The organism is Oceanimonas doudoroffii (assembly GCF_002242685.1).
GTDB lineage: Bacteria > Pseudomonadota > Gammaproteobacteria > Enterobacterales > Aeromonadaceae > Oceanimonas > Oceanimonas doudoroffii.
The window spans coordinates 2071899-2085155 of sequence record NZ_NBIM01000001.1 but is presented as its reverse complement, the minus strand read 5'-3'; the positions used below and the strand labels follow the sequence as shown (position 1 = coordinate 2085155).

General features: G+C 60.4%; 14 protein-coding genes. 12 read left to right on the top strand and 2 right to left on the bottom strand.

Annotated features, from left to right (window positions below):
* The 4 genes from B6S08_RS09640 to B6S08_RS09625 form a co-directional block, all read left to right on the top strand.
* Window positions 1-500, top strand: a 500-nt coding sequence (locus B6S08_RS09640; RefSeq protein WP_245849838.1) for an EF-Tu C-terminal domain-related protein, incomplete at its 5' end; no start/stop codon positions are given.
* Window positions 501-647: 147 nt separating this feature from the next.
* Complete coding sequence (locus B6S08_RS09635) at window positions 648-1073, top strand: protein tyrosine phosphatase family protein (protein WP_094200491.1); 426 nt, start codon at window positions 648-650, stop codon at window positions 1071-1073.
* Window positions 1074-1176: 103 nt separating this feature from the next.
* Window positions 1177-1368, top strand: a complete 192-nt coding sequence (locus B6S08_RS09630) for a (2Fe-2S)-binding protein (protein WP_094200490.1) — start codon at window positions 1177-1179, stop codon at window positions 1366-1368.
* Between the two features lie 121 nt (window positions 1369-1489).
* Window positions 1490-1951: a methylglyoxal synthase gene (locus B6S08_RS09625; RefSeq protein WP_094200489.1), complete on the top strand. Its 462-nt coding sequence runs from the start codon at window positions 1490-1492 to the stop codon at window positions 1949-1951.
* Between the two features lie 9 nt (window positions 1952-1960).
* Here the strand turns inward: B6S08_RS09625 and B6S08_RS09620 are convergent, their stop codons facing one another.
* A complete protein-coding gene (locus B6S08_RS09620) occupies window positions 1961-2533 on the bottom strand; it encodes a superinfection exclusion B family protein (RefSeq protein ID WP_094200488.1) in 573 nt (190 codons plus the stop codon).
* A 246-nt stretch (window positions 2534-2779) separates the two neighbouring features.
* On the opposite strand from B6S08_RS09620, the gene B6S08_RS09615 reads away from it, so the two are divergent.
* On the top strand, window positions 2780-3211 hold the full coding sequence (locus B6S08_RS09615; protein WP_094200487.1) for a GlcG/HbpS family heme-binding protein: 432 nt from the start codon (window positions 2780-2782) through the stop codon (window positions 3209-3211).
* 172 nt (window positions 3212-3383) lie between these two features.
* Window positions 3384-4004 carry a TetR/AcrR family transcriptional regulator gene (locus B6S08_RS09610; protein WP_094200486.1) on the top strand — a complete coding sequence of 207 codons (621 nt, stop codon included), beginning with the start codon at window positions 3384-3386 and terminating at the stop codon, window positions 4002-4004.
* Window positions 4005-4007: 3 nt separating this feature from the next.
* On the opposite strand, the gene B6S08_RS09605 is transcribed toward B6S08_RS09610, so the two are convergent.
* On the bottom strand, window positions 4008-5390 hold the full coding sequence (locus B6S08_RS09605) for an MFS transporter (protein WP_094200606.1): 1383 nt from the start codon (window positions 5388-5390) through the stop codon (window positions 4008-4010).
* A 223-nt stretch (window positions 5391-5613) separates the two neighbouring features.
* Here B6S08_RS09605 and xdhA point away from each other — a divergent pair, with 223 nt between their 5' ends.
* The 6 genes from xdhA (at window position 5614) to B6S08_RS09575 (ending at window position 13249) form a co-directional block, all read left to right on the top strand.
* Entirely contained in the window at window positions 5614-7059 is a 1446-nt protein-coding gene (gene xdhA / locus B6S08_RS09600; RefSeq protein ID WP_094200485.1) for a xanthine dehydrogenase small subunit, read from the top strand.
* Window positions 7052-9451, top strand: coding sequence for a xanthine dehydrogenase molybdopterin binding subunit (gene xdhB / locus B6S08_RS09595; protein WP_094200484.1), 2400 nt, complete (start codon window positions 7052-7054; stop codon window positions 9449-9451). The genes xdhA and xdhB overlap by 8 nt, the downstream gene beginning before the upstream one ends.
* Window positions 9452-9504: 53 nt before the next feature.
* Window positions 9505-10332 carry a xanthine dehydrogenase accessory protein XdhC gene (gene xdhC / locus B6S08_RS09590; RefSeq protein WP_094200483.1) on the top strand — a complete coding sequence of 276 codons (828 nt, stop codon included), beginning with the start codon at window positions 9505-9507 and terminating at the stop codon, window positions 10330-10332.
* Window positions 10333-10361: 29 nt separating this feature from the next.
* Window positions 10362-11675, top strand: a complete 1314-nt coding sequence (gene guaD / locus B6S08_RS09585; RefSeq protein WP_094200482.1) for a guanine deaminase — start codon at window positions 10362-10364, stop codon at window positions 11673-11675.
* A 200-nt stretch (window positions 11676-11875) separates the two neighbouring features.
* Window positions 11876-12610, top strand: coding sequence for a GntR family transcriptional regulator (locus B6S08_RS09580; RefSeq protein WP_094200481.1), 735 nt, complete (start codon window positions 11876-11878; stop codon window positions 12608-12610).
* Window positions 12611-12853: 243 nt separating this feature from the next.
* Window positions 12854-13249 carry a nuclear transport factor 2 family protein gene (locus B6S08_RS09575; RefSeq protein ID WP_094200480.1) on the top strand — a complete coding sequence of 132 codons (396 nt, stop codon included), beginning with the start codon at window positions 12854-12856 and terminating at the stop codon, window positions 13247-13249.
* The last annotated feature ends 8 nt before the right edge of the window (window positions 13250-13257 follow it).

The following is a 13257-nucleotide window of genomic DNA, read 5'->3' as shown; positions in this document are numbered from 1 at the left end:
CCGGTCGTGTAGAGCGTGGTATCGTTCGCGTTGGTGAAGAAGTGGAAATCGTTGGTATCAAAGACACCACCAAGACCACCTGTACCGGCGTTGAAATGTTCCGCAAGCTGCTGGACGAAGGCCGTGCTGGTGAGAACGTTGGTGTTCTGCTGCGTGGTACCAAGCGTGAAGACGTTGAGCGTGGTCAGGTTCTGGCCAAGCCGGGCTCCATCACCCCGCACACCGACTTCGAATCCGAAGTATACGTACTGTCCAAAGACGAAGGCGGCCGTCACACTCCGTTCTTCAAGGGCTACCGTCCGCAGTTCTACTTCCGTACCACTGACGTGACCGGTACCATCGAACTGCCGGAAGGCGTTGAAATGGTAATGCCTGGCGACAACATCAAGATGGTTGTAAGCCTGATCGCTCCCATCGCGATGGAAGACGGTCTGCGCTTCGCTATCCGTGAAGGTGGCCGCACCGTAGGCGCCGGCGTTGTAGCCAAGATCATCAAGTAATTGATGACTGGCGCAACCCGCGCTGTAAAAAAGGAGGCTTCGGCCTCCTTTTTTCGTTTATGGCTTGCGTGCAGTCCTTTACGTTAGTAGCTTCTAATCTAAAGGCCTGCGGGCAGTCCGCGCCGAACACAGCATGAGGAAGCCAGCATGGATATCAAGCCGGTCACAGCGAATTTTGCGGTGGCGGATCAGGTGACCACCGAGGATTTGCCCCGGTTACAGGCCCTGGGCTACCGCACCCTGATCTGCAACCGCCCCGACGGTGAAGCCGCCGGCCAGCCGGCGGCCGAGGCACTGGCCGAGCAGGCGAGGGCCCGGGGCTTTGCCTGGGAGTGGATACCTATCAGCTCCGGTCAGTTTACCGAGGGCGCCATTGCGCGTTTTGACCAGGCACTGCAGGCACACCCGCAACCGGCGCTGGCATTTTGCCGCAGCGGTACGCGTTCCATCACCCTGTGGGCGCTGTCACAGGCTTCCCGGCAGCCGGTGGCCGAGCTGCTGCAGCAGTGCGCCGCCGCCGGCTATGATTTGTCGGCTCAAGTCGATGCCCTTGCCGCCAGGCAGCGAAACTGAACCCGGCAAAAACGCCGTGATCGACGTCGTTTTTTTCAACAAAATTGACTTGCACTGATAACTGATATCATTTAGATTTGTCCTGAGAGCGGAGGACATTTCCATGTATGTGTGTTTGTGCAAGGGTATTACAGAGCGCCAGCTGAAAGAGGCCATTGCCGAGGGTCATAGCGAGTTTATGGATCTCAAGCGCGAGTTGGGTGTGGGTGCCCAGTGTGGCAAGTGCATACCCGTGGCCCTAGCCATTCTGGCCGAGGAGACCGCCAAAAACGCCGTCTATTACGAGGTGGCCTGAGTCCGGAGCTCACGATCATTGAAAAAGCCCCCGAAAGGGGGCTTTTTGTGTTTTGCAGGGCTGCTTATTTGAGGCAGCTTTGGCTACCATGGGGGCAGTTATCATTAAGGATGCCGTAGCCATGAAAGAGACGCAACGAACCCTTTCCGCCCGCAAGAACGTGGCCCTGGTGGCCCACGATCACAAGAAATCCCAGTTACTGGACTGGGTATCCACCCACGCCGAGGCGCTGCGCCCCCACCGCCTGTATGCCACCGGCACCACCGGCACCATGCTCGGTCGTCGGGTCGGGCTGCCGGTCGAGTGCCTGCTGTCGGGCCCCATGGGCGGCGATCAGCAACTGGGCGCGCTGATCGCCGAGGGCAAGATCGACGTGCTGATTTTCTTCTGGGACCCGCTCAACGCCGTACCTCATGATCCGGACGTCAAGGCGTTGTTGCGGCTGGCCTCGGTATGGAATATTCCGGTAGCCACCAATGCCGCCACCGCCGACATGCTGATTAACAGCGCTCAGATGAGCGCCGACTTCAGCATTTGCATTCCCGATTATGAAGGTTACCTGAAGGAAAGAACCGGCGACTGAAGTGCCGGCTCAGCCCCGGCCCAGCTGCCTGCTGGCATAGCGGGGTCGGTTGCTCATGATCTGACTTTTTTGCTCGTCGGTCATGCTGGCCGGGTTCAGTCCCAGCACGCGAAAGGTGAGCAGCGGCCTGGCCTCCAGGGTTACCATCAGTGGCCGAATCCCCTGCAGGACGGTGTCGCCGGGCTCGCCATAGGCATGGCTGAGAATACCCTGCTGTAGCAGATTTTTGACGGCGGGCTCGGTTACCGGCAGTTTTATGACGTTTCTGCGCTGAATGACGAACTCCCGCAGCACCGCCTTTTCACTGGCGTCCAGATAATCCAGCAGTTCCTTCAGCAGCTTTTGTCGGGTCAGCCGTTGCTTGCGGTAAAAGACGTGCTGAAACAGCATGATGGCCGCGATGGATAAAAAGTAGGTGGCCGACAGTACCATCATCAGCACAAACAGCAGGCGGTAATCTGCCAGCCAGGTACCCAGGGCGCCGGCAAACAGCCGCTCGGGCAGCAGGGTGATCATCAGGCAGCTGAGCATCAACCAGCACATCAACCAGTTCAGCGTGGAAACCTGTCGCAACTCCGGCATTGTTCGTCTCTCCGAGGAAGGGCCAGGCAGGCCCGAAAGTCCATGGCACAGTTCAGGCAAAATATGTGCCAGTGAGGCCACACTGAGGGAATGTTAACACCGAGCGCAGGATGGTGGGAAAGGTAATAAGATAATTATCTTTATATTAAACGTATACAAAAATCTGTTAACTTTGTCCCGGTTTTATGTTTTATTAGGGCCCAGTTGGTAATACTTTAGTATGGCTAGACAGGGAGTCATTAAGTAATGAATACAGTTTCACTTGAACAGGCACTGGTGATCATTCAGGGCGCACTGAACCGGGCGAAGGAAGTCTCGGCCGCGCCGCTGACCGTGGCTGTGCTGGACAATGCAGGCGTATTGGTGGCCCTGCAGCGGCAGGACAATTCCAGTCTGATGCGCCCCGATATCGCCATTGCCAAGGCCTGGGGCTCCATCGCCCTGGGACGCAGCTCTCGCGGGCTGGCGGAAATGGCCGCAGCCCGGCCGGGCTTTATGCAGTCACTCAATACCCTGGGCGAAGGCAAAATTCTGCCGGCGCCGGGCGGGGTACTTATTCGTGATGAAAACAAGCGCATCATCGGCGCCGTCGGCATTACCGGCGATCTGTCCGATGTGGATGAAGCCTGCGCGGTAGCCGGCGTCGAGCATGCCGGCCTGCAGGCGGATTGCAGCTGAGGGAGCTGTCTCCCCGCTGGGATAACATGTTGTTTTGGTCGAGGGGTAACCTTGGTTACTCTTTTTTCACGCTCACCTTGTGGTGGGCGTTTTTTTTATGAATTTTTACCGTATTCCGGTATGGTTGGCAAAAACAAAGCCCGCATTTTGTGGACGGAGCCAAAAAATAACTATGTCACGGATAAGAGCAAGGAACGAAGAGAAGATTATTCGCGCAGCCAGCCGGGTGTTTGCCGAGCACGGCTATGCCGCCACCAAGACCGCCGATATCGCCGAGTTGGCGCAGTTGCCCAAGCCCAATATCTACTATTACTTTGGCAGCAAGGAAAACCTGTACCGGGCCGTGCTGGAAAGCGTCACCGAACCGTTGCTGGCGGCCTCGGCGCCCTTTGAAGAACATCAGGATCCGCTGACGGCGCTGACCGCCTACATTCGCGCCAAGCTGCTCATCTCCCGGGATTACCCCTATGCCTCCAAGGTGTTCGCCAGCGAGATCATGCACGGTGCTCCCCACCTGCCGGAAGACATCATTCAACGCCTGAGCGGCCAGACCCGTTTTCTAAGCGAGCGCCTGAGTCAGTGGATGGAGCAGGGGCTGATGGCCCGGCTGGAGCCCAAGCACCTGCTGTTTGCCATCTGGGCATCCACCCAGACCTACGCCGACTTCAACTGGCAGATCACCATGGCCCTGGGCAAGGACGAGCTCGACGAGACCGACTTTGATCAGGCCGCCGAGGTGATCACCCGCATGGTGATCGAAGGCTGCCGGGTCAGCCCCCTGGCCGAAGCCTGACAGTCAGCTCGAGGGGTTCTTGGCCTGGTTGCCCAGCTCCCGGTCGGGCATGATAAAACCCAGCAGCAGACATCCCAGGCCATAGCCGGCCAGTGACAGGTAGACCGGCGCCGACCAGTCGGCCTGTTGCTGCTGATACTGCCAGCCCAGCCAGATCACTCCCAGGGTGCCGCCCAGCGAGCGGCAGAAGTTCATCAGCGCCAGCCCAGCCCCCAGCTGGCTGGCGGGCAGGGCGTTCTGCACCGCGATGGAGCAGGCCACGATCAGAAAGCCGATGCCCACGCCGGCGGCAATTAAACCACCATACAGCCAGAGGCCGCTCAGGCCATGGTTCACCAAGCCCCACAGCAGGCCACAGCCCAGTCCCAGCAGCAGGCCACCGGCCCAGGGAAAGGGACGGCAGTAGCCCACATGGGCAATGCGCTTGCCGCTGACAAAGGTGCCGGCGGTGACACTTAGAATAAACCACAGCAATACTCGGCTGGTGTCTTCCGGCCGCTGCCCCTGCTGCTCCAGCGCCAGGGGCAGATACACCAGCAACCCCAACCGCACCGCTTCCGACAAGGCCAGCAGCAGCACTGCCATGGCCATCAGACGCTCGCCCAGCAGCCGCAACGGCAGCACGGGGTGAGGATGCCGCCACTGCTGCACCAGCAGCAACAGGCTGAGCAGCAGGGCCGAACCGATCAGGAGCGGCTGCCACGGCGCCAGTGCCGGCAGCAGCTCGGCGGTGTTGGTGGACAGTCCCCAAGCCACCCCCGCCAGCACCAGCAGCACCATGCCGGTGTGGTCGGGCCTGCTGCGGGTACCCCTGTGTCCCAGGCCCTGCAGTGCCCACCAGCACAGCCCCATGGCGAGTACGCCCAGGGGTAGCTTGAACAGAAATAGCCAGCGCCAGTCAAAGCGGGCGATCAGGGCGGCGCCCAGCAGCGGCCCGGCCACGCTGGATACCGCGAACAGGGTGGAGATCAGTCCCTGATAGCGGCCCACCTGACGAGGCGGTATTACATCGGCAATCACCGCAAACGACAGTGCAATCAGGCCACCGCCACCGAGACCGGTGAGTAACCGGGTGGCCAGCAGCTGCGCCAGGCTGTCGGCCAGGACACTGGTCATCGAACCCAATATAAAAAGGGCAATGGCCGTCAGCAGGCAGGGCAGGCGGCCGAAACGATCGCTCAGCCGGCCATATACCGGCATGGTCAGGGTCATGGTGAACAGATAGCCGCTGACCAGCAGCGGCGCCAGGGCTGGGGCGTCAAAGGTGCGCCCCAGGCTGGAAATGGCCGGCATCAGCAGGGTGATTTCCAGCGCGCCCAGCATGATGGCCAGGGCTACACCGGCAAAGACGCGGTGTGCCTGCCGGTCTGGGGATGTCTCAAACATGATAAACAGGGCTCCCACTACACTTAAAGAAAACAGGCCGGGCCTTTCATGGCTTGCCCGAAACCGTCGTGCCAACAGGCAGTTAACTATGAAGTGGCGGGCACCGGCAACTTGAGTGTAAAATAATTGTTGACCCATGAGTCAGATTTTAATTTAATTAGATGTGAAGATATTAACAACTCATTTGTTCGGCCAGGCGCCAGAACCCTGAAGGAGGCAAGCCGTGATCACCTTTCTGTTAAATCAGGAGCTGCGACAGGAGCAGGACCTGTCCCCCAATATGACGGTGCTCAATTATCTGCGCACCCGCGTTGGCAAGACCGGCACCAAGGAAGGCTGCGGCTCCGGTGACTGCGGCGCCTGCACCGTGGTGCTGGGCGAGCGTGACGGTGACCGCATGCGTTATCGCTCGGTCAACTCTTGCCTGACCTTTGTGTCGGCACTGCACGGCAAGCAATTGCTCACCGTGGAAGATCTCAAGTCCAAGGATGGCCGCCTGCACCCGGTGCAACAGGCCATGGTCGACTTTCACGGCTCCCAGTGCGGCTTCTGCACCCCGGGCTTTATCATGTCGATGTTTGCGCTGAGCAAGAACAAGCCGGCGGCCGGACAGCACGACATCTTTGAGGCCCTGGCCGGTAACCTGTGCCGCTGTACCGGCTATCGCCCCATAGTGGACGCCGCCAAGGCCATTGCCGAACAACCGCAACTGGCCGATGACTTTTCCCGCTACGAGCAGCAGCTGGTGGAGCAACTGGCGCAAATTGAGACCGACACCCTGGTGACCCTGAGCGGTGACGACAAGGTGTGCTTCTCGCCCACCAGCAGCGCCGAACTGGCCACCCTGCTGGAGCAGCACCCGGATGCCCGGCTGCTGGCCGGCGGCACCGATCTGGCGCTGGAAGTGACCCAGTTCCACCGCGAGCTGCCCACCATGATTTATGTGGGCAACGTGGCCGACATGAAAACCCTGGAAGAGACCGACGATGGCCTGGTGATTGGTGCCGCCCGCTCCTTGAGTGACAGCTACGAGGCGCTGAACCGCTACTATCCCGACTTCGGTGAGCTGCTGCACCGCTTTGCGTCCCTGCAAATCCGTAACCAGGGCACTCTTGGGGGTAACGTCGGCAACGCCTCGCCCATCGGCGATGCGCCGCCGGTACTGATTGCGCTGAACGCCACCCTGGTGTTGCGCAAGGGTGAGCGCGTGCGCGAACTGCCGGTGGAAGACTACTTCCTCAGCTACAAGGTGACGGCCCAGGAGCAGGGCGAGTTTATCGAGCGCATTATCGTGCCCAAGCCCGCCGCCAATCAGCACTTCAGGGTGTACAAGCTGTCCAAACGGATAGACGACGACATTTCCGCGGTGTGTGGTGCCTTCAACCTGATCATCGAGAATGGCACCGTCACCGACGCCCGCATCGGCTTTGGCGGCATGGCCGCCACTCCCAAGCGGGCCTCCGGCTGTGAACAGGCGCTGCTGGGCCAAAGCTGGAACATGGCCACGGTCAAGGCCGCCATGAAGGCCCTGGAAGCCGACTTTGAGCCGCTGTCGGATTTTCGTGCCAGCAAGGAATACCGCACTCGCACCGCAGCCAACCTGCTGTACAAGTGCTTTATCGAGCAACAGGATCTGAAACTGGAAACCAGGGTGACGTCTTATGTCTAACAAACCGCAGAACACGCTCACCATCGATGAAATGATGGCGAAGATGAAACAGGAACTGCAAACCGGCGTGGGCAAGAGCGTGCCCCACGACAGCGCCGCCCGGCAGGTATCCGGTGAAGCCCAGTACATTGACGATCGGCTGGAATTCCCCAATCAGTTGCATGTGTATGCCCGGCTGTCCGACAAGGCCCATGCCCGCATCACCAAACTGGACGTAAGCCCCTGTTACCAGTTCCCCGGCGTGGCCATTGCCATTACCGCCGAAGACGTGCCCGGCGAGCTCGACATCGGCCCGGTGCTGGCCGGTGATCCGCTGCTGGCCGATGGCAAGGTGGAATATTACGGCCAGCCGGTGCTGGCGGTAGCCGCTAATGATCTGGAAACTGCACGCAAGGCGGCCATGGCGGCCATTGTGGAATACGAAGAGCTGCCGGCGGTGCTGTCGGTGGAAGAGGCCCTGGAAAAAGAGCTGTTTGTGACCGAAAGCCACAAGCAGCAGCGGGGCGACTCCGCCGCCGGCCTGAAAAAGGCCAAGCACGTGATCGAGGGCAGCCTGCATATCGGCGGTCAGGAGCATTTTTATCTGGAAACCCAGATAAGCTCCGTGGTGCCCACCGAAGACGGCGGCATGATGGTGTTTACCTCCAGCCAGAACCCCACCGAGGTTCAGAAGCTGGTGGCCAGTGTGCTGGGCGTACCCATGAACAAGGTGGTGATCGACATGCGCCGCATGGGTGGCGGCTTCGGCGGCAAGGAAACCCAGGCCGCCGGCCCTGCCTGCATGGCTGCCGTGGTGGCCCGTCTCACCGGTCGCCCGGCCAAGATGCGGCTGCCGCGCATGGAAGACATGATCATGACCGGCAAGCGTCATCCCTTCTACAACCAGTACAAAATCGGCTTTGATGATCATGGCCGCATTCAGGCGGCAGAAATCACCGTGGCCGGTAACTGCGGTTATTCGCCGGATCTGTCATCGTCCATTGTCGATCGGGCCATGTTCCATTCCGACAATGCCTACTACCTGGGCGATGCCACCGTGATCGGCCATCGCTGCAAGACCAACACCGCATCCAACACTGCCTATCGCGGCTTTGGCGGTCCTCAGGGCATGATGACCATAGAGCACGTGATGGACGAAATTGCCTCACACCTTGGCAAGGATCCCCTGGAGATCCGCAAGATTAACTTCTATGGCAAGGCCGAGCGCAACGTCACCCATTACCATCAGCCGGTGGAGCACAACATCATTCACGAGTTGGTGGCGGATCTGGAGTTGTCGTCGGAATACGCCAAGCGCCGCGAGGAAATTCGTACCTTCAACGCCAACAGTCCCATCCTGAAGAGAGGGATTGCCATCACGCCGGTGAAGTTCGGTATTTCCTTTACCGCCACCTTCCTCAACCAGGCCGGTGCACTGATCCACGTCTACACCGACGGCAGTATTCACCTCAACCATGGTGGCACCGAGATGGGGCAGGGCCTCAACATCAAGGTGGCCCAGGTGGTGGCGGAAGAGTTCCAGGTGGACATCGATCGCATTCAGATCACCGCCACCAACACCGACAAGGTGCCCAACACCTCACCCACCGCGGCGTCGAGTGGTGCCGATCTGAACGGCAAGGCGGCCCAGAATGCGGCCCAGACCATCAAGCAGCGACTGATTGACTGGGCGGCGGGCCACTTCCAGGTCAGTCCGGAAGAAGTGGTGTTCAAGAACAACTTTGTGCAGATTCGCCACACCCTGATGTCGTTTCAGGAGTTCGTGCAGCTGGCCTACTTCAACCAGGTATCGCTGTCGAGCACCGGGTTCTACAAGACCCCGAAGATCTACTACGATCACGCCACCGGCTCGGGCCGCCCGTTCTACTACTTCGCCTATGGCGCCGCCTGTTCGGAAGTGGTGGTGGATACCCTCACCGGCGAATACAAGCTGCTGCGCACCGACATTCTGCACGACGTGGGTGACTCCCTGAACCCGGCCATCGACATCGGCCAGGTGGAAGGTGCCTTTATTCAGGGCGCCGGCTGGCTGACCACCGAGGAGCTGGTATGGAACGAGCAGGGCCGGCTGATGACCAGTGGCCCCGCCAGCTACAAGATTCCGGCGGTGGCCGACATGCCGACGGAATTCCGCGTCAAGCTGGTGGAAAACCGCAAGAACCCGGAAGACACCGTGTTCCACTCCAAGGCCGTGGGCGAGCCACCCTTCATGCTGGGCATGGCGGTGTGGTGTGCGCTGAAAGACGCCGTGGCCAGCGTGTCCGGTTACCTGCGTTACCCCCACATCGACGCGCCGGCCACGCCCGAGCGGGTGCTGTGGGCGGTGGAGCAAATGCGAGGGCTGGTGGAGCAGGAAGAGGCCGCTGCCACTGACGCGGTTTCCATCAAGTAACCGGCCGGCAATCTGCATACCAGAGGGGCGGTGCGCCGCCCCGGGAGCGACACATGTTCAAGGACAACTGGATTCGAACCCTGGCCGAGCTGGAGCAGCGGGGCGAACCCTGCGTCATGGTCACCGTGGTGGAGCACAAGGGCTCCACCCCCCGTGACAGCGGTACCAAAATGCTGGTGACCGAAGAGGGCTGTTACGCCACCATCGGCGGCGGCCACCTGGAATACAAGGCGCTGGAGCTGGCACGGCAAATGCTGGCCGGTGGCGAACAGCACATGCGCATCGAGCGCTTCAACCTGGGCGCCAGCCTGGGCCAGTGCTGCGGCGGCATGGCCACCATCATGCTGGAGCCGGTGGTGCGGCCGCGTCATCACCTGGTGCTGTTCGGCGCCGGCCATGTGGCCAAGGCACTGGTACATGTACTGGCGACGCTGCCGTTTCGCATTACCTGGGTGGACTCACGGGCCGAGGAGTTTCCCGCCGAGCTGCCCGAAGGGGTGACCGCCCTGGTCAGCGAGGATCCGGTGGACGAGGTGGATGATCAGCCAACCGGCAGTTACTACCTGGTGATGACCCACAACCACCAGCTTGATCTTGAACTGTGCGCCCGCATTCTCAAGCGCAAGGATGCCCGCTATTTCGGCGTGATCGGCTCGCGCACCAAGCGTAAGCGCTTTGATTACCGGCTGAAGGAGCGGGGCTTTGACGACGCCGCCCTGGCCGGCATGATCTGCCCCATCGGCCTGCCCGAGGTGGCCGGCAAACACCCGGCGGAGATCGCCGTGTCTGTGGCCGGTCAGCTGATCGCCGCCTATCAGGCCGGTGACGCGGCCGCCATTGCTGAGGCGAGCCCCGCCGCCATTCAGGCCGAGCACGCCTGATTTTATTGATTTCAAGGAGACGCGCAGAGATGACGCAACCCGTAGCCTACCGCGCCGCCATTTTGTACAGCCTGGGTGACCCGGCCAGGGTCGGCCTCGATGATTCCTTCGTCTGGCACGAAGATGGTGTGCTGGTGGTGGCCGACGGCCATGTTCAGGATGTGGGACCGGCACCGGAAGTGCTGGACCGGCTGCCCGCCGGTACGCAAGTGATTACGCTGGAAAATCGGCTGATCACGCCGGGCTTTATCGATACCCATATTCATTTTCCCCAGACCGAGATGATCGCTTCATACGGCGACCAGCTGCTCGACTGGCTCAATAACTACACCTTTCCGGAGGAGCGCAAGTTTGCCGAGCCGGCCCACGCCGCCCGTGTGGCCGGGCTGTTTCTCGACGAGCTGCTGCGCAACGGCACCACTACCGCCATGGTGTTCGGTACCGTGCACCCGCAGGCGGTGGATGCCTTTTTCACCGAATCGTCCCGGCGCAATACCCGCATGATCGCCGGCAAGGTGATGATGGACCGCCACGCCCCCGACTACCTGCTGGACACCCCCGAATCGTCCTACGCCGACAGCAAGGCGCTGATCGAGCGTTGGCACAAGAACGGACGCCAGCTCTATGCGGTAACGCCGCGCTTCGCCCCGACCAGCACCGCCGAGCAGCTGACCGTGGCCGGGCGGCTGATGAGCGAGTATGACGATCTCTACATGCAGACCCACCTGTCGGAAAACAAGCAGGAGATCGAATGGGTCAAGTCGCTGTTCCCCGAACAAAAGGGTTACCTGGACGTCTATGACCACTTCGGCCTGCTCGGCGAGCGCTCGGTGTTTGCCCATGCGGTACACCTGGAGCAGGAAGAGAGCGAGCGCATGGGGGAAACGGACTCGGTGATTTCCTTTTGCCCGACTTCCAACCTGTTCCTGGGCTCCGGCCTGTTCGACCTGACCTCGGCCGAGCAACACCGCATTCGCGTGGGCCTGGGCACCGACGTGGGCGCCGGCACCAGCTTTTCGATGCTGCAGACCATCAACGAAGCCTACAAGATTCAGCAGCTGCAGCAGCAGAAGCTGCATCCGCTCAAGGCCTTTTACCTGGCTACCCTCGGCGGGGCAGAGTCGCTGCGCCTGGACGACCGGCTGGGCAACCTGCAGCCGGGCAAGGAGGCCGACTTCCTGGTGATCGACCTGCACGCGACTCCGCTGATGAAGGCACGTATACAAAATGCGCAGACTTTGTTTGAAAAGCTGTTTGTGCTGATGATGCTGGGCGATGACAGGGCCATTGCCGAAACCCATGTTTACGGCGAATGCCGGCACAGACGGGATGTCGCCAACTAGCGCATACGGGTGATTCGAGCACGAAAAAACGCCCGGGCCGGGCGTTTTTTGTGTTCAGTCACAGACTTGGACATTGCGGCTGTCGTAACGGCAAAAACCGCGTTAGATTGTATACGTGTAATGTAACAATTTTTTAACTGATAATGGTGGAGACGGCATGCCAATGCCGCCGAGCCAGGATCGCAAACGGAAACCAAAGCATGAGTTCACTCAGTCAACTGGAGCCAAGACCTGTCAAGTCGAGCTCAAACACCCAGGACGATATCGTCTACGAGCATATCTTTGACGCTATTCTGGAGCAACGCCTGGCGCCCGGCACCAAGCTCAGCGAGGAAGCCTTGGGAGACATCTTCGGGGTCAGCCGTACCATTATTCGGCGCGCCCTGCTGCGCCTGTCTCATGAGCAGGTGGTGATCATTCGTCCCAACCGGGGCGCCGTGGTGGCCGCACCCAGCGTTGAAGAAGCCCGGCAGATCTTTGCCGCCCGCCGCGTGGTGGAGCTGGCGGTTACCGAGCTGGCGGTGCAGAACGCCACACCCGAGAGCCTGGCCCGCATGCGCGCCATGGTCAAGGAAGAGCAGGACGCCTTTGCCCGGGGCGACCGGGGCAGCGGCATTCGCCTGTCCGGTGAATTTCACCTGGAGCTGGCGCACATGGCCAATAATACGCCGCTGCTCAACTTTCAGCGCAGCGTGGTGTCCCAGACCTCGTTGATTATTGCCCAGTACGAAGTCGGTCATCAGGCCCATTGCTCCTTTAATGAGCACGAAATCCTGTTGAATGCCATTGAGTCCGGCGACAAGGACACGGCCATGCAACAAATGACCGAGCACCTGAATCACATCGAAGCCAAGCTCAATCTGGACGGCGACTCCGCCTCCACCGACCTGCACGTGGTGTTTTCCGGCGTCGCCAAAAAGCGCCGCGGTCGCTGATTTCTCATATCGTGTATCTGGGGTGGCACTCCACCCCGGCCTTGCCGTATTCCTCTTTCCTTTCTCTCTCTTTGCCCTTTTCCTGCCGTCATTCTTTCTCGTGATGGAGGGTGGTCCAAGCCGACACGGACAACTGGCGCTACCGGCCTCGCCCCCTTTCCCCCTAATGTTATGAGCATGTAAACGGCCCGGCGTCGTCGGGTCAGGGTTCATCGCCACTTCAATGGCCAAGGGAGAATTGATATGTCCACCGAAAACCAGAAAACCATCGCCCTGCTGGAGCAGCTGTTCGCCGCCTTTAACCGTCACGATATCGACGGTGTCATGGCCTGCATGACCGATGATGTTGTGTTTGAAGGCGCCGCCGGCCCCGATGCCCACGGCAACCGTTTTGAGGGCGCCGATGCCGTTGCCGCCGCGTTTATCAATGTATGGACCAGCATGCCGGATGTGCAGTGGAACAACACCAGCCACTTTGCGGTAGGCGATCGGGGCGTGTCTCAGTGGACCTTCTGTGCCACTACGCCGGACGGCCGTCGCATTGAGGCCGACGGCGTGGATCTGTTCACCCTCAAGGGCGGCAAGCTGGCGCTGAAACAGGCCTTCCGCAAGGATCGTCCACTGCTGGATCCGCGCTAAGCCACGGC